Source organism: Marinobacterium sp. xm-d-530 (genome assembly GCF_013283365.1).
Taxonomy (GTDB): Bacteria; Pseudomonadota; Gammaproteobacteria; order Pseudomonadales; family Balneatricaceae; genus Marinobacterium_E.
Map to the genome: position 1 here is coordinate 286,068 of NZ_WBYM01000003.1, position 16,505 is coordinate 302,572.

At 49.0% G+C, this 16,505-nt stretch carries 22 protein-coding genes and 1 tRNA gene; 11 read left to right on the forward strand and 12 right to left on the reverse strand.

Features of this window, described 5'->3' with window-relative positions; translation table 11 throughout:
- On the reverse strand, nucleotides 1-594 hold the full coding sequence (gene hisB / locus XMD530_RS06770) for an imidazoleglycerol-phosphate dehydratase HisB (protein ID WP_173481825.1): 594 nt from the start codon (nucleotides 592-594) through the stop codon (nucleotides 1-3).
- 123 nt (nucleotides 595-717) lie between these two features.
- Here hisB and XMD530_RS06775 point away from each other — a divergent pair, with 123 nt between their 5' ends.
- The 4 genes from XMD530_RS06775 to XMD530_RS06790 all read left to right on the forward strand — a co-directional run bounded on the left by XMD530_RS06775 (nucleotide 718) and on the right by XMD530_RS06790 (nucleotide 3,752).
- Nucleotides 718-2,274 carry an AsmA family protein gene (locus XMD530_RS06775; RefSeq protein WP_173506919.1) on the forward strand — a complete coding sequence of 519 codons (1,557 nt, stop codon included), beginning with the start codon at nucleotides 718-720 and terminating at the stop codon, nucleotides 2,272-2,274.
- A gap of 12 nt (nucleotides 2,275-2,286) precedes the next feature.
- Nucleotides 2,287-3,339, forward strand: coding sequence for an A/G-specific adenine glycosylase (gene mutY, locus XMD530_RS06780; RefSeq protein ID WP_173506920.1), 1,053 nt, complete (start codon nucleotides 2,287-2,289; stop codon nucleotides 3,337-3,339).
- Nucleotides 3,340-3,609: an oxidative damage protection protein gene (locus XMD530_RS06785; protein WP_173481822.1), complete on the forward strand. Its 270-nt coding sequence runs from the start codon at nucleotides 3,340-3,342 to the stop codon at nucleotides 3,607-3,609.
- Nucleotides 3,610-3,676: 67 nt separating this feature from the next.
- Nucleotides 3,677-3,752 (forward strand) — tRNA-Phe (locus XMD530_RS06790).
- Between the two features lie 108 nt (nucleotides 3,753-3,860).
- Here XMD530_RS06790 and XMD530_RS06795 read toward each other — a convergent pair.
- Together XMD530_RS06795 and XMD530_RS06800 are read right to left on the reverse strand one after the other, a co-directional pair.
- Nucleotides 3,861-4,118: a hypothetical protein gene (locus XMD530_RS06795; protein WP_173506921.1), complete on the reverse strand. Its 258-nt coding sequence runs from the start codon at nucleotides 4,116-4,118 to the stop codon at nucleotides 3,861-3,863.
- Nucleotides 4,118-4,546, reverse strand: coding sequence for a DUF5681 domain-containing protein (locus XMD530_RS06800; protein ID WP_256388206.1), 429 nt, complete (start codon nucleotides 4,544-4,546; stop codon nucleotides 4,118-4,120). Before XMD530_RS06800 ends, XMD530_RS06795 begins: the two co-directional genes overlap by 1 nt.
- A 679-nt stretch (nucleotides 4,547-5,225) precedes the next feature.
- On the opposite strand from XMD530_RS06800, the gene XMD530_RS06805 reads away from it, so the two are divergent.
- From XMD530_RS06805 to XMD530_RS06830, 6 genes are all read left to right on the forward strand, one after another.
- Complete coding sequence (locus XMD530_RS06805; protein WP_173506923.1) at nucleotides 5,226-6,026, forward strand: DsbA family protein; 801 nt, start codon at nucleotides 5,226-5,228, stop codon at nucleotides 6,024-6,026.
- Entirely contained in the window at nucleotides 6,026-7,417 is a 1,392-nt protein-coding gene (locus tag XMD530_RS06810) for a multicopper oxidase family protein (protein WP_254446198.1), read from the forward strand. Before XMD530_RS06805 ends, XMD530_RS06810 begins: the two co-directional genes overlap by 1 nt.
- Nucleotides 7,418-7,427: 10 nt before the next feature.
- A complete protein-coding gene (locus XMD530_RS06815) occupies nucleotides 7,428-8,153 on the forward strand; it encodes a cytochrome c biogenesis CcdA family protein (protein ID WP_173483742.1) in 726 nt (241 codons plus the stop codon).
- 102 nt (nucleotides 8,154-8,255) lie between these two features.
- The gene (locus tag XMD530_RS06820) at nucleotides 8,256-8,609 is read left to right on the forward strand and encodes a cytochrome c (RefSeq protein ID WP_173506924.1); all 354 of its coding nucleotides are present in this window, start codon (nucleotides 8,256-8,258) and stop codon (nucleotides 8,607-8,609) included.
- A 37-nt stretch (nucleotides 8,610-8,646) separates the two neighbouring features.
- On the forward strand, nucleotides 8,647-8,994 hold the full coding sequence (locus XMD530_RS06825) for a copper resistance CopC family protein (RefSeq protein WP_217364167.1): 348 nt from the start codon (nucleotides 8,647-8,649) through the stop codon (nucleotides 8,992-8,994).
- Between the two features lie 49 nt (nucleotides 8,995-9,043).
- Entirely contained in the window at nucleotides 9,044-9,943 is a 900-nt protein-coding gene (locus XMD530_RS06830) for a copper resistance D family protein (protein WP_173506925.1), read from the forward strand.
- 23 nt (nucleotides 9,944-9,966) lie between these two features.
- On the opposite strand, the gene XMD530_RS06835 is transcribed toward XMD530_RS06830, so the two are convergent.
- The 6 genes from XMD530_RS06835 to XMD530_RS06860 are packed head-to-tail and all read right to left on the reverse strand — an operon-like array spanning nucleotide 9,967 to nucleotide 14,228.
- A complete protein-coding gene (locus XMD530_RS06835) occupies nucleotides 9,967-10,422 on the reverse strand; it encodes a c-type cytochrome (RefSeq protein WP_173506926.1) in 456 nt (151 codons plus the stop codon).
- A 50-nt stretch (nucleotides 10,423-10,472) separates the two neighbouring features.
- Nucleotides 10,473-10,823: a cupredoxin domain-containing protein gene (locus XMD530_RS06840; protein WP_173506927.1), complete on the reverse strand. Its 351-nt coding sequence runs from the start codon at nucleotides 10,821-10,823 to the stop codon at nucleotides 10,473-10,475.
- Between the two features lie 36 nt (nucleotides 10,824-10,859).
- Nucleotides 10,860-13,112, reverse strand: a complete 2,253-nt coding sequence (locus XMD530_RS06845; protein ID WP_217364168.1) for a heavy metal translocating P-type ATPase — start codon at nucleotides 13,110-13,112, stop codon at nucleotides 10,860-10,862.
- On the reverse strand, nucleotides 13,099-13,524 hold the full coding sequence (locus XMD530_RS06850; RefSeq protein WP_173506929.1) for a MerR family transcriptional regulator: 426 nt from the start codon (nucleotides 13,522-13,524) through the stop codon (nucleotides 13,099-13,101). The genes XMD530_RS06845 and XMD530_RS06850 overlap by 14 nt, the downstream gene beginning before the upstream one ends.
- A 37-nt stretch (nucleotides 13,525-13,561) precedes the next feature.
- Nucleotides 13,562-13,912 (reverse strand): hypothetical protein, encoded by a 351-nt coding sequence (locus XMD530_RS06855; protein WP_173506930.1) that lies wholly within the window; start codon nucleotides 13,910-13,912, stop codon nucleotides 13,562-13,564.
- Between the two features lie 10 nt (nucleotides 13,913-13,922).
- Nucleotides 13,923-14,228 carry an SHOCT domain-containing protein gene (locus tag XMD530_RS06860; protein WP_217364169.1) on the reverse strand — a complete coding sequence of 102 codons (306 nt, stop codon included), beginning with the start codon at nucleotides 14,226-14,228 and terminating at the stop codon, nucleotides 13,923-13,925.
- 91 nt (nucleotides 14,229-14,319) lie between these two features.
- Here XMD530_RS06860 and XMD530_RS06865 point away from each other — a divergent pair, with 91 nt between their 5' ends.
- Nucleotides 14,320-14,946 carry a class I SAM-dependent methyltransferase gene (locus XMD530_RS06865; protein WP_173506931.1) on the forward strand — a complete coding sequence of 209 codons (627 nt, stop codon included), beginning with the start codon at nucleotides 14,320-14,322 and terminating at the stop codon, nucleotides 14,944-14,946.
- 176 nt (nucleotides 14,947-15,122) lie between these two features.
- Here XMD530_RS06865 and XMD530_RS06870 read toward each other — a convergent pair whose 3' ends face one another.
- The 3 genes from XMD530_RS06870 to XMD530_RS06880 are packed head-to-tail and all read right to left on the reverse strand — an operon-like array spanning nucleotide 15,123 to nucleotide 16,397.
- Nucleotides 15,123-15,548, reverse strand: coding sequence for a ProQ/FINO family protein (locus XMD530_RS06870; protein WP_173506932.1), 426 nt, complete (start codon nucleotides 15,546-15,548; stop codon nucleotides 15,123-15,125).
- Nucleotides 15,523-16,197 (reverse strand): inovirus-type Gp2 protein, encoded by a 675-nt coding sequence (locus XMD530_RS06875; RefSeq protein WP_173506933.1) that lies wholly within the window; start codon nucleotides 16,195-16,197, stop codon nucleotides 15,523-15,525. The genes XMD530_RS06870 and XMD530_RS06875 overlap by 26 nt, the downstream gene beginning before the upstream one ends.
- Nucleotides 16,194-16,397 (reverse strand): hypothetical protein, encoded by a 204-nt coding sequence (locus tag XMD530_RS06880; RefSeq protein WP_173506934.1) that lies wholly within the window; start codon nucleotides 16,395-16,397, stop codon nucleotides 16,194-16,196. The genes XMD530_RS06875 and XMD530_RS06880 overlap by 4 nt, the downstream gene beginning before the upstream one ends.
- Nucleotides 16,398-16,505: the final 108 nt, after the last annotated feature.

Below are 16,505 nucleotides of genomic sequence, written 5' to 3' on the forward strand. Positions count from 1 at the left end.
TTATAGACACCCTTTAGTTGAAGGCATCATGCCGGCAGCACGATCGTCAAACTCCAATGCCATACGCAGAGCACGGCCAAAGGCTTTGAAAACAGTCTCCGCTTGGTGGTGAGTATTCTTACCGCGCAGGTTGTCAATGTGCAGCGTGACGCCAGCGTGATTCACAAAACCGTGGAAGAACTCGCCAAACAGATCGACATCAAAACCACCCACAGAACCACGCACGAAATCGACGTGCATCTCTAGACCTGGACGACCCGAAAAGTCGATTACAACACGAGACAAAGCCTCATCAAGTGGCACGTAAGCGTGGCCGTAACGACGAATGCCTTTTTTATCACCAACTGCCTGCTTAAACGCTTGGCCCAGTGTAATGCCGATATCTTCGACTGTGTGGTGATCATCGATGTGTGTATCGCCATTCGCTTTGACGTTGATATCAATCAAGCCGTGACGCGAAATTTGGTCCATCATGTGCTCAAGAAAAGGGACGCCAGTATCGGCTTTAAACTCGCCGGTACCGTCCAAATTGATCTCAACACTGATCTGAGTTTCTAGCGTATCGCGTGATACGTTTGCTGTGCGTGCAGCCATGTTTCTCTCCGCTAGTCATGCGCAAAGCGCAAGTATAGCGAAATCGCGCTGGAAACGGCAGGTTAACTGGCTTTTTTTAATTTTCGACTACACTGAATGTAAATCCCTAATTTGGAACACACTATGAAAGTCGCTATTCGAATAATCGTCGCCCTACTATTGCTGGCTGTTTTAATGGTTGGTGCACTGGCAGGCTACATGGCCTACCTGTTTGATCCCAACGAATACAAAGCCGAAATCGAGCAGCAAGCCAAAGAAAAAGCCGGCATTGAACTGGCAATAAATGGCCCGATCGGTTGGTCGCTCTACCCTACGCTTGCGGTTGAGCTGAGCGACATCTCTGCACAAACGAACGACTCACAACAACAGGCCACCCTCGAAAACGCACGAGCCGTTATTAGTATCCCAGCACTGTTGGGCGGCAAAATTGAAGCGGACAGCATTCAAATCACTGGGCTGATGCTCCCTATGCCCAATCAAGATCAAGGCAACCTCGATCTAGCCATCGATCTGACAACCGCCCTGCAATTCGATACCGAGAAGCAGATTCTGACTCTTTCAAACATCGATCTACGATTTGATGAAAGTCGCTTTAAAGGGTCAGCGACCGTCGACCTGAACAGCCTTGCCATGCAAGTGAATTTAGCAGGGGACAGCATCGATCTGGATCGCTACCTCCCATCAAGCGACACTGAAGCGAATAGTGACTCTACCGATAAAGGCTGGCCAACAGATCCTATAGAGATATCACTGCCCATTGCTGATAACTCTTCTTACCAGCTATCGCTCGATACCCTTATCGTGAAAAAGCAGACCATTTCTGACATAAAACTCAGCGCCAAAACCAAAGGGGGCGTGCTGACCGTCGATCAGTTAGATGCTAAAGCCTTTGGTGGCTCTTTAAATGCCACTGCCGAGATTCGAGCAGATAACAAAGCGCCAACCTTAACGTTCAATCCAAGGTTTAAAGACATTGCCGCTGAACAACTGATGGCACTGGCTATGGAAGATCCCATACTCTCGGCCAAAGTCGACCTAGCAGGAACGCTGAGCACTAAGGGGACATCCGTTAAGGCATTCATCGAAAACCTCAACGGCAAAATGACACTGACCGCTGACGAAGGGGTAATCAAAGGGATCGATATGGCACAAGAGCTTTGCCAAAAGATCGAGAACATCACTTCGTTCGGCTTCAACCCTGACCAGGTCGACAAAACCACCCCGATTGCTAACCTGAGCAGCGATTTCATTATTAAAAATGGCGTTGTGACCAATCCTGAACTTCTAGCTAGTGTCGATGCCGCCAACCTAGATGCCAACGGGACCGTTAACCTGCCCAAACAGTCACTGGATTACACCCTTGGGCTTACCATAAATGAGGACCTCTTCCAGAAGAGCTGTGGCATCAATCCAGCACTGCGTGGCACCCGTATCCCCGTCAATTGCAGAGGCACATTCGACACCGACCCTGTTAAACTCTGCAAACTGGATACCCGCTTTGTTGGTGACATGCTGAAGAAAGTAGCTGGCGAGAAGCTGCAAGCAGAGATCGACAAGAAAAAAGAAGCACTCGAACAGCAAGCCAAAGAGAAGCTACAAGACTCTCTTAAAGATAAATTGGGCGAACAGCTGAAAAGCCAAGACGCCGGATCTCTGATTAAAGGGCTGTTCGGTAATTAATAAAGAGACCGAATGGATAACAGTCACTTCTCTGCGATCGTGTTGAAATGGTTTGATCAACACGGTCGCAAACACCTCCCTTGGCAACAGACAAAAAGCGCATACAACACTTGGATCTCTGAAATCATGTTGCAGCAGACCCAAGTAGCGACTGTGATTCCTTACTACAACGCCTTTATGGAGCGTTTCCCCACAGTCGAAGCCTTAGCCAAAGCACCGATTGATGAAGTTTTGCATCACTGGACCGGTCTGGGTTACTACGCCCGCGCCAGAAACCTGCACAAAGCAGCCAACATGGTCGTTAATGAGTTTAAAGGTCACTTCCCGCAAGACCCTCACCTGCTCGAGCAACTTCCAGGTGTAGGACGATCAACCGCTGCCGCGATCAGTTCCATTGCTTATGGCACCAAAGCAGCCATTCTGGATGGCAATGTAAAACGCGTCTTAGCACGATACTTTGCTGTCGAAGGTTGGCCCGGCAATACCCAAGTCGCTAATCGGCTTTGGGATCATGCCGATTCATTGACCCCGAATAGCCGCAATGCCGACTACACCCAAGCGATGATGGATCTTGGTGCGACACTCTGCACTCGCTCCAAACCCCGTTGTGCAGATTGCCCAATTAGCGACGGTTGTTTAGCTCTAAAAGCAGATCGCGTTACAGATTTTCCTGGATCAAAACCCAAAAAAGAGAAGCCCACAAAACAGACCTTTATGTTGTTGATAAAAGAGGGTGAAAAGTTCCTTCTCGAGCAACGGCCTGCGGCTGGCATATGGGGTGGACTGTGGAGTTTTCCAGAAGTCACAGACCTACGGGATATAGAGATGCACTGGGCGATTGATCAAGAGAAACTTGAGATCCTAGAGCCGTTTAGACACACCTTCTCGCACTACCACCTAGAGATCACACCCGTCGTCATCAATGCAGACTACCTGCAAGTCGAACACGTCATGGAAGAGCGAACCACACTCTGGTATAACAGCGTACAACCTAGCGAAGTTGGCTTAGCGGCGCCTGTTAAGACACTGATTCAAACACTCAGCGCCGCACACAAGGAGAGTTAAATGTCACGCACTGTATTTTGTCGTAAGTACCAAGAAGAACTAGAAGGCCTAGAGCGCGCACCCTACCCCGGCCCAATCGGCCAAGATGTGTTCGACAACATCTCTAAAAAAGCATGGCAAGAGTGGACCGATCACCAAACCATGTTGATCAATGAAAAGCACCTCAACATGATGGATGCAGAATCGCGCAAATTCTTACAAGGCGAAATGCAAAAGTTCTTCGCTGGAGAAGATTTCGAGAAAGCCGAAGGCTACGTACCCACTAAATAAAGATTTTTTAAATCAGACTGTTGACACCCAAAGCAGATCTCGGTTTAATACGCGCCTCCAATGAGTTGCCTCGATAGCTCAGTTGGTAGAGCAGAGGATTGAAAATCCTCGTGTCGGTGGTTCGATTCCGCCTCGAGGCACCATTCTTTCGTTATATGTATCAACAACTTAGCGAGAGTATGGCCTTACACCCTACCATACTCAAACTTCCCGACTTCCCTGTGACTGCCCTAGCGGTTAATTTTCTGTGCCTAAGTTAAATGCTTTATAAACACCAACTCGCACTTACTTTCACCCAGCATAGACTCAAACATCAGCTCTGCCTCTGACAGCATTGTGGAAACATCATTACCTGTGAACTCGTAATGCTCATCTCTGAACGTAGCTCGTATTCCGATAATAGGATCGTCTTCGGTAGAGATACCGATGACAAATATGATCTTAGGCGCATTTGAAGGCGTTTTAGCCTCCAACATAGCTAGGCGCTTAGATAGTGACGCAACCGCCATTAAGCCTCCTCAAGAGCCGCTATGCGCCTCTCAAGCTTATCCACCTCTATGATGCGACCCAACGCTGTAACAGACTGCATAAGCACCGCTCCAACATCAGCAGGACAGTCACCAGAGGCTACTGATGACAAAATAGCACCAGCCTTATCAGCAAGTGTTGTGCCTGCCATAGCTAGCTCAGGAATGTTTACGGATGCAGATGACTGTTTTGATATTGGAACAGTACGATCGAGTATGATCTTTGCGGCCGCTAGATCCCCCAGCAAGGCTTTCTCTACCACTTTATCGATGATATCAGGCGTTGCCTTATCTAGACGCTTACGAAGCTCAGGAGAGAGCATAGGGGGCCTTCCGCGTGGATTTCCAGAAGATCCTTTTGCGAACTTACCAGATGAAGTTCGGCCTGTTAATTCGTGTTTATCAGACATAAATAATAACCAACTATTTTAGTCGGATAATATCATAGCTGACGCAACAAAGCGGCTACTATCGACCCTTCTTAGCCATATCGTGTCTTTTGCTGGCCGGCTAGTTTTGGCCCTACTTGGACCGTTAGCATTATCTAATGTATCGGTTAAGCAGACGTTTTTATGGATAAATAAGACAAGTTGAACCCTTTGGTATCTCATAAGTTCAGCAGTTCAGTTTTCTGTCAGATTTATAGCTTTATAATCAAAAAGAACTGTTTTATTCAGATGTATACGTATTTACTAGAGTGATGAAGCTGCTTATTTCTACATTGTTGTCATTTTTGCTGTTGGGATTTGGCTCACTGAGCACAGCTGATGTGTCTAGTGTAGAAATGACTGAGATGATGTCGTCATCTCTTCATATGAGTCAGCACGCTGGGCAGCATGGCTGTTGTAATCAACAATCACCTAGGTGCTCCTCCGTCTGCACCAGCCTGATTGCTACAACTCTACTTCCCGTTGATTCGCGCATCAGCTTAGCTGATGTGCCGTCCTTCCTAACTTCAGTGCCCTCGACACTCTCCGGGCATTATTTGATAACTGTCCCTCCGCCGCGCTCATAACTCCGAAATTTATATATTTCTAAGTAGTAACTGTCGACGTGTGTCGGCGCTTTTCTATTATTCGGAGAATATTGATGAACCGTTTTTTAAAGCCCGTGCTATATAGCTTGGTGTTTTTATCTGTAGCGATTACCCCCGTATACGCAATCGATAACAGCGATGAAATCGAACGTATAGTTGATCAGCGCATCAGCGAGTATCTAAATAGCGATGACTTTGACAGAGTGGTTGAAGCATCAATCAATCGCTACATTGCTAAACAGAATGAGGCGAGAGCAGATCGAGAACGTCAGGCGTTGGAGCAAGCAGCCAAGAATCTAGCAGCTGTAGATCCTGCTAGGGATCACATTCGCGGACGTGAGGATGCGGACTTTACGCTGATTGAGTACTCCGATTATGAGTGTCCTTTCTGCAAACGATTCCATACTACCGCGATTGAGTTTGTCGAGAAGCATCCTGAAGTAAACTGGGTGTACCGACACTTCCCGCTCGATTTCCATAACCCGGGCGCTCAAGCTCAGGCTGAAGCGTCTGAGTGTGCGGCTGCGGTGGGCGGATCTGATGCGTTTTGGCAGTTTTCAGACCTTATCTATGAACGAACGACCTCCAACGGGAAAGGTTTCCCTGTAGAGAACCTGGTTCCACTGGCTGAAGAGATCGGGCTGGATCGTGGCGCTTTTATCGCTTGTATAACCGAAAGGCGATTCAAGGGCAAAGTTGAAGCAGACTATCAGAACGGCGTGGCATCAGGCGTGAACGGTACACCGGGTAATTTCTTGCGGGATAATCGTAACGGTAATGTGATTCCAGTCAGCGGCGCACAGCCTCTGCAAAATCTGGAACAAATACTCTCTCAGATGAAAGAGGCTCGCTGATGAAACTGAACCGCAGAGACTTTGTGCGCCTTGCGGCCATGAGTGTATTTGCTCAGCCCGTTCTGGCAGCGCTTCCGTCAATCGGAGAAGTGCGTCGTTTTCGGTTGGAGTTAAGACCGGAACAGCGGAATTGGATTCCCCAATCTGAGTTGCCTGTTGATCTCTGGGGGCTAAGCGACTCCCAGTTAACCCTCAGACAAGGGGAGCCGGTGGAGATAGAGGTGGTCAATCAACTCCCCGAGCCCACGACCCTTCATTGGCACGGATTACGAATTGAAAATGCGATGGACGGTGTGAGTGGTTTGACCCAGGAGCCTATTCCACCCGGCGGCACATTTACCTATCGCTTTACGCCCGAAGATGCCGGAACCTTCTGGGCGCACTCACATCATAAAACATACGAACAGCTGGCTCGGGGGCTATACCTTCCCGTAATCGTAGAAGAGAAGACCGCCTCAGATACCGATCAGGATATCCTAATGGTTATCGATGACTGGCGCTTGAACAATGAAGGGCAACTGGATACGGAGAGTCTTGGGAGTCTTCATGAGTGGGCGCACGGTGGTCGGCTAGGCAACTTTCTGACGATCAATAAAGAGGTACAGCCAAGCTTTACCGTAAAAGCAGGATCACGCGTGCGTTTACGGCTACTGAACACCGCAAATGCGCGCATCTTTGCTGTCGATCTGCCGGAAGTTCCTGCTTGGATCCTAGCCAAAGACGGTCAGCCGCTTGCTAACTTGATGCAAGTTACACAAACGTTGGTGATGGCACCGGCCGAGCGATACGATCTTATCTTGGATATTCCCAGAGATGCAGAAGGCCAGCTATCCGTGACGATGCCCACGGATAGAGCTCCCATCGAGATGGCCTATCTTCAGGTAGAGGGTTTGCATGAATCGAAGCGAGTGCAGTCTCCCAACCGCTTACCGGCTAACCCTATAGACGAGATATCACCCGATCAAATGCCGGATCACAAGGTGGTGCTCGACATGACTGGCGGAGCCATGGGCTCAATGACTCAGGCTGTCTATAACGGGGAGCAGATGAGTATGCAGGAGTTGATCCAGCACAAGCAGATCTGGGCGTTCAACGGTGTGGCAAACCGACCGCTTGAACCCTTACTTGAGGCGCGCTCGGGTGAACTGGTTGAGATAGAGATTATCAACAACACCGGTTGGGCACATGGCATGCATCTGCATGGACACCATTTCAAAGCTGATCTGGCGCGATACAACCCCGATTTGTGGCATGACACGCTGCTGATGGATAGCGGTGAATCAGCCCGAATTCGCTTTGTTGCGGGTAAGCCCGGTAGCTGGCTGCTTCATTGTCACATGATAGAGCATCAGGCGGCGGGCATGGTTAGCTGGATCAAAGTGATTGGTTGAGGGAGATGTAATGGAAAACCTCACCCAATTAGGCGTGCTGGCCGCCTTTACCGGCGGAATTATATCCTTCCTATCACCCTGTACGCTGCCGCTCGTGCCCGGCTACCTCTCATTTGTTGCAGGTTCTGGCGACAAAAGCCACTCCGAGCACCACTGGCCTCATATGGTGCTTAGCCTGTTTTTTGTGATGGGCTTCTCTATCGTATTTGTATCCTTAGGTGCCAGTACCAGTTTTCTGGGACAGATGCTTACCGAGTATCGATACGAGGCCAACCTCGTCGGAGGTAGTTTGGTTATCGTATTTGGGCTTTTCATGACAGGAGTTCTAAAGCTGAGCTGGTTGTACCGTGATATTCGACTGCATCCTGTGATCCGCTCAGCAAACCCAACGACAGCCTTTATATTGGGAATCTCGTTTGCGTTGGGTTGGACTCCATGCATTGGTCCAATATTGGCAGTTATTCTCACCCTGAGTTCTTTAAATGCTGATCCTCAGGGTGCTGTGATTCTTCTGACATTTTATGCGCTTGGGCTCGCTATACCGTTTCTGCTGGTTGCGATGTTTATGGGTACCTTTAAAAAGAGGATGGCTCGCTTAGCGCGATTCAGTCGTCATCTTTACGTTGGTGCCGGTATCACAATGGTGATTATGGGGATTGCCATGGTTACCGGGCGGTTGACGCTCTTTGCGGTTTGGGTGATGGATGCGTTCCCGGTTTTAGGCACCGTCGGATAATTTCATACAACAACTTAGGAAATAAATAAGAGAAAAATTAACATGAACACTAAACAGCTATTCAAGAATCTTTTTTTCACCGCCGCATTAGGCGTGAGCGCGATGGCCAATGCGGACCATCGCGACGGGCATGTTAACGTGACCGTCGGGGAACTTTCGGGCCGTGCTGAATTTGGGCAGAAAGTCTTTAACGGTACCTGTGCAGCCTGTCACGGTGAAAACGGTTCAGGATCACAGAAGGGACCGCCATTGATTCATGATATCTACAACCCAGGTCATCACTCTAATCAGTCGATAGTGAATGCCATTAAGCATGGCGTCCGAGCACATCATTGGCCTTACGGAGATATGCCTGCTCAGGAGAAAATCGGGTTTGCAGAAACGATGGCTGTGATCGAATTTATTCGCGAGATTCAGGTTCAAAATGGTGTGGAGCGCCAGGCACACAATATGTAATGGGCGGGTGCATCCAAACTAAATCAGGAGAAAAGAGATGAAACGATTGAAACTGGGGCTTCTAAGCTCAGTTCTGGGGCTATCTACCAACGTTTTCGCGCATGGCGTTATGCATGAAACCTTTCCCGCCAATAGCGCGTCAATGTCAGCGCCGACAGATCGTGTAGAGCTGACCTTCAAGAATCCTACGAAGTTGATCAGTATCAAATTACTCGATTCAGAAGAGAATTCCGTACCGGTTAATTTTGAGCGTTCGACGGAAGCTGGGACTCACTTTGAGTCGATGTTTCAAGCGCTACAACCCGGTAGTTATACAGTTCAATGGAAAGCGATGGGTGAGGATGGGCATATGATGAAGGGAGATTTTGGATTTAAGCAGGAGTAACTCTACAAAGTAAGGCAGCCATAAGAATGCTTGTGAAGGGAGTTAATGTATGGAATTGATTGTTTGGGACGGTCTTGTTTTTGGTACGCGCTGGTTACTTTATCTCGGCGCTGCGGCCGCGATTGGTGGTTCAGCCAGTCTGTGGATGATGCAGCAACAGATTGTGCTCAGACCGGTGCTGATGCGCTATTCCCTGATAGCGACGCTGTTAGCGGTCAGTGCTGCGATTCTGCATTTTCTGGTCCGGGTGGGCGAGGCCTATGACGAAGGCTTAAGCGGGATGTTCGATCCCGATATGATCGGATTTATGTGGGAGTCGCCGCTGGGTGAAGCACTGTTTCTAAGAAGCATCGGTTTGCTAATGATTCTTGCAGGTCTTCTGTTTCTAGCATTAGTTCGCAGCGGGAACCGTGAGCAACGTATTGAGCTTGGATTGATTGAAGGGCTCTTTGTGCTGGCCGGTATGGTGCTTATGGCGCTTTCCTTCAGTGAGGCAGGGCATGCAGTTGAACAACATCTGGTTTTTCAGCTTGTCCTGGCGGTGCATGTCGTTTTAACGGCCTGGTGGATGGGCTCGCTCTATCCGCTATGGTTGGCCTGTCATCGCCTGGAATTTAGCGAAGCGTACCGGTTACTTGATCGTTTCGGTCAGCTAGCAGTAACGGCTGTGCTATTGCTGCTTGCCGGTGGCGTATACATGAGCTACCAGCTGACTGGCTGGGCGAATCTATTTACCAGCGATTATGGCATTTTACTTCTGGTTAAAGTCGCTCTGGTGGCGGTCATCTTATCGCTGGCCGCGATTCATAAACTGGTCTTGGTACCCCGGCTTCAACACACTCAGGATGCGGGTGTATTGAAGCGTTCTATCTTTTTGGAGAAGATTATCGGAGCATCAATCTTTGCAATAACAACTGTTTTAACCACTTTAGTGGGAACGCTTAACTGATGCGTCCGTGATAGCCCAGACGATCATTTATCTTTGAAAATCTCGGTGTGCCGTTGTGCTATCTCCTGAGGCCACTGGGCTTTGATGTACGCCAAAACTTCCCAAATCTGCTCATCGGTCAGCTTACCGGCGAAAGCCGGCATCTTTGACTTATAATCCGCGCCGGCGATCGACTGCACACCCTCTTTGGTTAACTGGAACAGAAGCGCATCATCGTGATGCCAGGTGTGTCCCGTTTCGTCGTGCGGCGGCGCTGGAAGATAGCCGTTATCGTCACGCTTCTGCCAATCCGGCTCACCCTTTAGATCGGCACCGTGGCAGCTAGCGCACTCGTTTTGATAAATCGTTTTCCCAGCACTCACCGCCTTAGCATCAGTGTAAGGAATTTTGCCCTGAGCACTGTTAGTCGAAACGAAGGCAATGGCTGTACCCAGAACAACTACGCCAGCAGCAACGCCTAATTTTGTTCCATTATTCATAATCCATCCAAAATAGGTCTATGGAAATTAAGATGTTTTGACGACTCTATCTATTCGACCGTGATATCTCCCCGGTACATCTGCATCTGGCAATGAAACGCGTAGCTGCCCGCAGGGCTCGCTGGAATCTGAATCGCTTTTACCTTGTTTATGGGTAGCGATACGCTAATGCCGAGATCGGGGACCAGCAGCATTTCAGAGCAGGGGGCTTTATCTTCGCGCAAAAAATTGAGCGTTGTGGGTTTGCCTGCCGGTATCTTGATATGTGCGGGTGTATACACACCGTCAGCGACTTTGATGGTCTGCTTCGCTGACGCAACCGAGGCGACAGGCTTGTAGAGCCAGAACCACCAGACAATCAGTCCGATTAATACTAGACCTACTAGGTTGATGAGTATCATCGGTTACTCCTCCTCAGCGCTTCTGCGCCCTAAAAATTAATGCTGCTGCGCTTTAAACAGGCGCAGTCGATTGGCATTGGTGACGACTGTTAGTGACGAAAAGGCCATCGCGCCGCCGGCTATAATGGGACTGAGTAGAACGCCAAAGATTGGGTACAACAGACCCGCAGCGATCGGTATGCCCGCAACGTTGTAGATGAACGCGCCTACCAGATTCTGTTTGATGTTCGCTAGCGTAGCCTTGCTCACTGCAACGGCATCGGCCAGTCCGTGCAGTGAACCTCGCATTAGGGTGATATCCGCGCTCTCGATCGCAATATCCGTACCGGTGCCGATCGCGAAGCCAACGTTAGCCTTAGCGAGAGCCGGCGCATCGTTAATACCATCCCCCGTCATGCCGACAATCTCACCCTTCATTTGAAGTGATTCAATATGGGCAAGCTTATCCTCAGGCATCACTTCGGCATGGTACTCATTGATACCTACCTGGGCGGCTACGGCTTTAGCCGTGGCATTGTTATCACCAGTTAGCATAATGACTCTCATACCCTGAGCTTGCAGGCGCTGAATGGCCAGTTTGGAATCAGATTTGATCGGATCAGCAACGGCAACAATACCCGCGAACTGATTGTCGATCGCAATAAACATCGGAGTTTTCGCCTGACTGGCGAGGCGCTGGGCTTCATCGACCTGAGCACTGATGTCGATGTTGTTATGCTGCATAAATGAGGCGTTACCCAGTAACACCGTCTTGCCACTGACGTTGCCAGAAACGCCCTGACCGGAGTGCGCGTGAAAATCTGTGACTTTCTCCAGGCTCAAGCTTTGCGCTTTTGCCGCTTCTACAATCGCTTCTGCCAGTGGATGCTCTGATCCAGTCTCGAGGCTGGCGACCAGTGCCAATAGATCTGATTTGTCGAGGTCAGTAACCGGTATTATATCGGTCACAGCCGGTTTGCCTTCAGTGATAGTGCCGGTTTTATCAAGGACCATCGCCGTGATCTGAGAAGCGGTTTGCAGTGCTTCCCCGTTGCGAATCAGTACACCGGCCTCAGCCGCTTTACCCATCCCAACCATGACGGACATCGGTGTTGCCAGCCCAAGCGCACAGGGACAGGCGATAATCAGCACGGTTGTCGCTGAGATAATGGCGAAGGCAATCGTGGGTTCGGGTCCAAAGTTGGCCCAGATCAGCGCGCTGACAATGGCGATGATCATAATCGCGGGTACAAAATACTCGCTGATCTTATCGGCAAGGCGTCCAATCGGTGGTTTGGAGTTCTGCGCCTTTTTAACTGAAGCGATAATCTGCGACAGCGCCGTGTTCTTGCCCACCCGTGTCGCTTCATAGAGTAGCGATCCACTCTTGTTTAGCGTGCCGGCAATGATCTCATCACCGATCTCTTTGACGACTGGAATAGGTTCACCAGTCAGCATCGATTCATCAATTGAAGAATGCCCTTCGACAACGCGGCCATCGACGGCAATCTTTTCGCCTGGGCGAACGCGTACCTTGTCGCCCATAACGACATCATCGATAGGGAGATCTACCTCTTCATCACCACGGAGGACACGGGCTGTTTTGGGTTGCAGGCCGATCAAGCGCTTTATCGCTTCCGAGGTACGTCCCCGCGCTTTAACTTCCAGAGCCAGACCCAGATTAATCAGACCAATGATCATCGTTGTCGCTTCAAAATAGATGTGTCGTGCCATTTCAGGGAAAAGCGAGGGTGCAGTCACTACAGCAAACGAGTAGAGCCAGGCGGCTCCTGTTCCGAGTGCGATCAAGGTGTCCATATTGGCTGAGTGAGTACGAAACGCCTTCCATGCACCAATATAGAAACCACGACCGGCGAGCACCATGGCTGCCAACGTAACCAGGCCGATAATGCCCCAAACGAGTCTCTCCGTGCCGGTGGTGACAGACATTTCACCGATGAACAGCCCGTAAATCATCAGCGGCACACCGATGCTCAGGGAGACGACGACGTTGCGCATCAGCTGCCGATAGTACTGCGCGTCAGCGGCTTCTTTCTCTGCCAGGCTGTCTGCTTCCGACTCGTTTTCAGATTCTTTCGCACCGTACCCTGCCTGAGTAACCGCTTCTATCAGCGTATCGGACGCTACGTTGCCTTCGATGGTCGCAGTGCGATCAGCAAAGTTCATTTCAGCCGAAGTTACCCCGGGAACCGCTTTCAAAGATTTCTCGATTTTAGCGACGCACCCAGCGCAACTGGCACCTTGAATATCCAAAATAATTGGATGCTTCGCGACCTTAATGCTGTTCATGAGCTCCATCCTCTGTAAAAGTTTCAATAAGGTGGCAAATAGACTCGTTGGTCGGACATAGGTCTTCCATCTCGTTCCAGGTTTTAGCAGCTGCAATCATACGGTTTCTTAGCGCGACCATGTCACGAAACCTGGCTTCAGTCTCTTCCAAGCGCTGATTGATGATATCCCTAACCAAACCACAGGCAGAATGCTGATGATCGGTTCGCGCGAATATCTCCCTAACGTCATCAATGCTGAATCCAAGACTGCGCGCAGCGAGGATAAACTTGAGGCGATTGATATCTGATGGACTGAAATGCTTATACCCGTTGTCCGGATTAGTGTGTGGCTTTAGCAGTCCTGCGCGCGTATAAAATCGCACGGTATCAGACGTGATAGAAAGTAACTTGGCAACTTCATTTACCCGCATGAAAGACTCCTCTTTATTTCTGACTTACTTTTCCAGATCAATGCCCTGGTGGAGGTTTACTACAGCAATGCGGCACATGCTTGGCGTTGTCGCGGACGTTCTGATCGATTTGTTTGTCCCAACTAAGCTTTAGCCGGTTCCACCAGTCAGACTCTGGTTTGATATCGTGAGACTCAAGTATGTCCAAGATAGCGCTGATACTCGCAATAGACGCGTCGTACGAGACTGACAAACTTCCATTCTTTACGCCCAGGTCCACCATATCAACGCCTCTTATCGACTCAACCTCTCGTTTTGCAAGCTCTACACTTTGCTGTGTCATACCGGTCAATTTGAGTTTGCGTTTAACCAAAAATGCTTCGTTAATACCCACTTTATGCGTATCCATATCGCCTCAGTTAATCTGACTCGAAGTCACTTAGTACACGTTTACGTTTCTCATATACCTCTTCGTCAATTTCGCCGCGCGCATAAAGCTCGTCGAGGATCCGACGGGCATTATTGGATTCTTTGGATCCAGCTCGAACAGCTTTGACGGTCAGTACTATGATGAAAATTAAAATGCCCCAGAACAGTAGCATCCCGAAGCCACCAAACATTCCAAATCCCCAGGCCATTGGGTGGTAGTCACCGTCAAGATCTGCGAGCGTCGTCCCGCTGAGGAACATCGACGTTGCTGCGTATAGACTTAGTCTTTTATTCATTAGTCGCTCTCCTGCTTGCGTATTACACTATGAGACAGCTAATCTATATTTAGCTTAAACCTGTGAGTAGCTCATAGGTCAAGGATTGAACATGAAAAAGTTAAAACTCTATTGGAATGAGCGGTACCAAAGCCTTGCGGATGAAGAGCTATCATGGACCGAGGTCAGGCCAGATCTTTCTCTTGAATGGATTGAAAAGCTTGCAGATAGAGATGACTCGATTATCGATATCGGCGGAGGTCGCTCTGCGTTGATAGCGAGCCTGTTGGGACAAGGTTATACCCAACTGACTCATCTGGACTTATCAAGTGTAGCGAGTCGTGAACTGCAAGAACGGTTAGGCGAAAAAGCTAATCAGATCAACTGGATCTGCGGTAGTGTATTGGACTTCTCGTCGGCAGCTACAATCGATGTTTGGCATGATCGGGCCGTGTTTCATTTTCTGACGAAGGCTAAGGATCGTCAGCAGTACGTTAAGGTCCTTGAACAACATCTTTCGCCTGAGGGCAGGGTAATCCTCGCAACTTTTCATACCTCGGGGCCTAAAAAATGCTCTGGGCTCCCAATTTGTCAGTACACATCTGAGAGCTTGGTACGGGAATTCAATCAGTGGAGTGAGACTGATTGGGAACTGGAGCTAGGTGCTATTAACGATCATGTAACGCCATCAGGGAATGTTCAGGTTTTTCAGTACAGTTCTTTAAGAAAATCCCGATAAAGAAACAATGCACTAAAACTAAAAGTACTATCGACGCCCTTTTCAGAAGCTAGGATGGCGCGGCTTTCTCAGAAGTGTCGTGGTTTGTCAAAGGTCTGCTTCAGGGAAATCGAGTCATCTCTGTTTTGACCGTAAAGTTCGCTTAGCGACCATCTATTGAAGCGGAGTCGATGGCCCTAATGTGCCGATTTGAGATACCATAGTTGCTCAAACGAGCATGAGATTACTCGACCCTCCAACCACTCAATAGCCTGCTCACGTAAATCAGCATAGTGACTCACATCTTCCTTCAACTCCTTACGCTTTAGTGCCGTAAGGAACTTATTTACATGATGGCGTTTAGATTCTTTAGAGACTGATGAACCAGCAGAGCCATCCAGATTTGCTCTATAAAGTTTCCTGTCTAGGTGCGCTATTACCAAAGCGTTGTATTTAGCAGAGCTACAGTAGCTACTGAGAAGCTTCTGAATAGTCTTCTCAGTAAACGCATCACCTACCGCATCCTGAATCTGCTCATGGATGCCAATTTCTAACAGCGTTGGATCAGCGAATACACTGAAATTATCTGTCAGGTACTCAAGCAATCTTCTTGGTGAAGTCATTTCCCACCTCCTGAGTCTCTGTCTTGCGCTTTAACTCGCTGGTACTGAAGTCTCTAGTACCAATGTCGCCATATCCCTTACTACGCTGTTTCGCTAGATAGGAGAATATATAAACTGCTTCTGATTGAGTTTCTGGCTTAGCTCTATGAATCATAGGAATAGGTGGATCAACACGCCATGGATGAGAGTGACCACGCTTATCGTGCAGTTCTTCCCAGCGTTGTTGCACAGCCCAAGGGTTCTGGATCTTGTTACCGTCAAGCCAAAGCACTGCATGGTAGTGGTAGCCCTTTGCCTTCTCTTTTTCACGCACCCAGAGATACGCGACACGTTTGTGACCTTTAGATATGAGCCACTTCTTTAGTGCCCTAAGCATCTGGGTGAACGCCTTGTTATCACTACCGTATTGTTCACTGTGTGACTCAAGCCGTATCTGATACACCTTGTTGTGATGTGAGAGCATCGCCTCCATCTGAAGAATGGCTGGATACAGAATGTCCGTACGGACTTCGTACTCGCCCTCTGAGCCAGTATTGATCTCATATACATGATCACCATGCTGAACATAGCTAGCGTTCGTCAGAGAGCCTTTCTGGGGCTTTGAGTCGAGGGTTAAAGTGGAGTGGTTTAAGGGTATAGGTAATATCATTTACCTAGCTCCTTTTGAGCTATTAGCTCAAGCAAACCAAGCGGTTGTTCTGGCTGAACATCTGCATCCAATAGCCCATGTTGCATGGCTTTGGGCGATACTTCTTGCTGGCCTAGAGCACCCAGTAGACCACCCTGAATTTCGTTATCCTCGGGTACATCTTGTTGGGCAACTTGTTGAAGCAATCCCGTATTACTCATATCTCTCTGACGCCCCCATTTTCTAACCAAGAATGAACATCATTGATGTCATACATTACTGTGCGGCCGATCTTAAGATGCTGAGGCGCCCTTCCTGTTGCCCTCCAG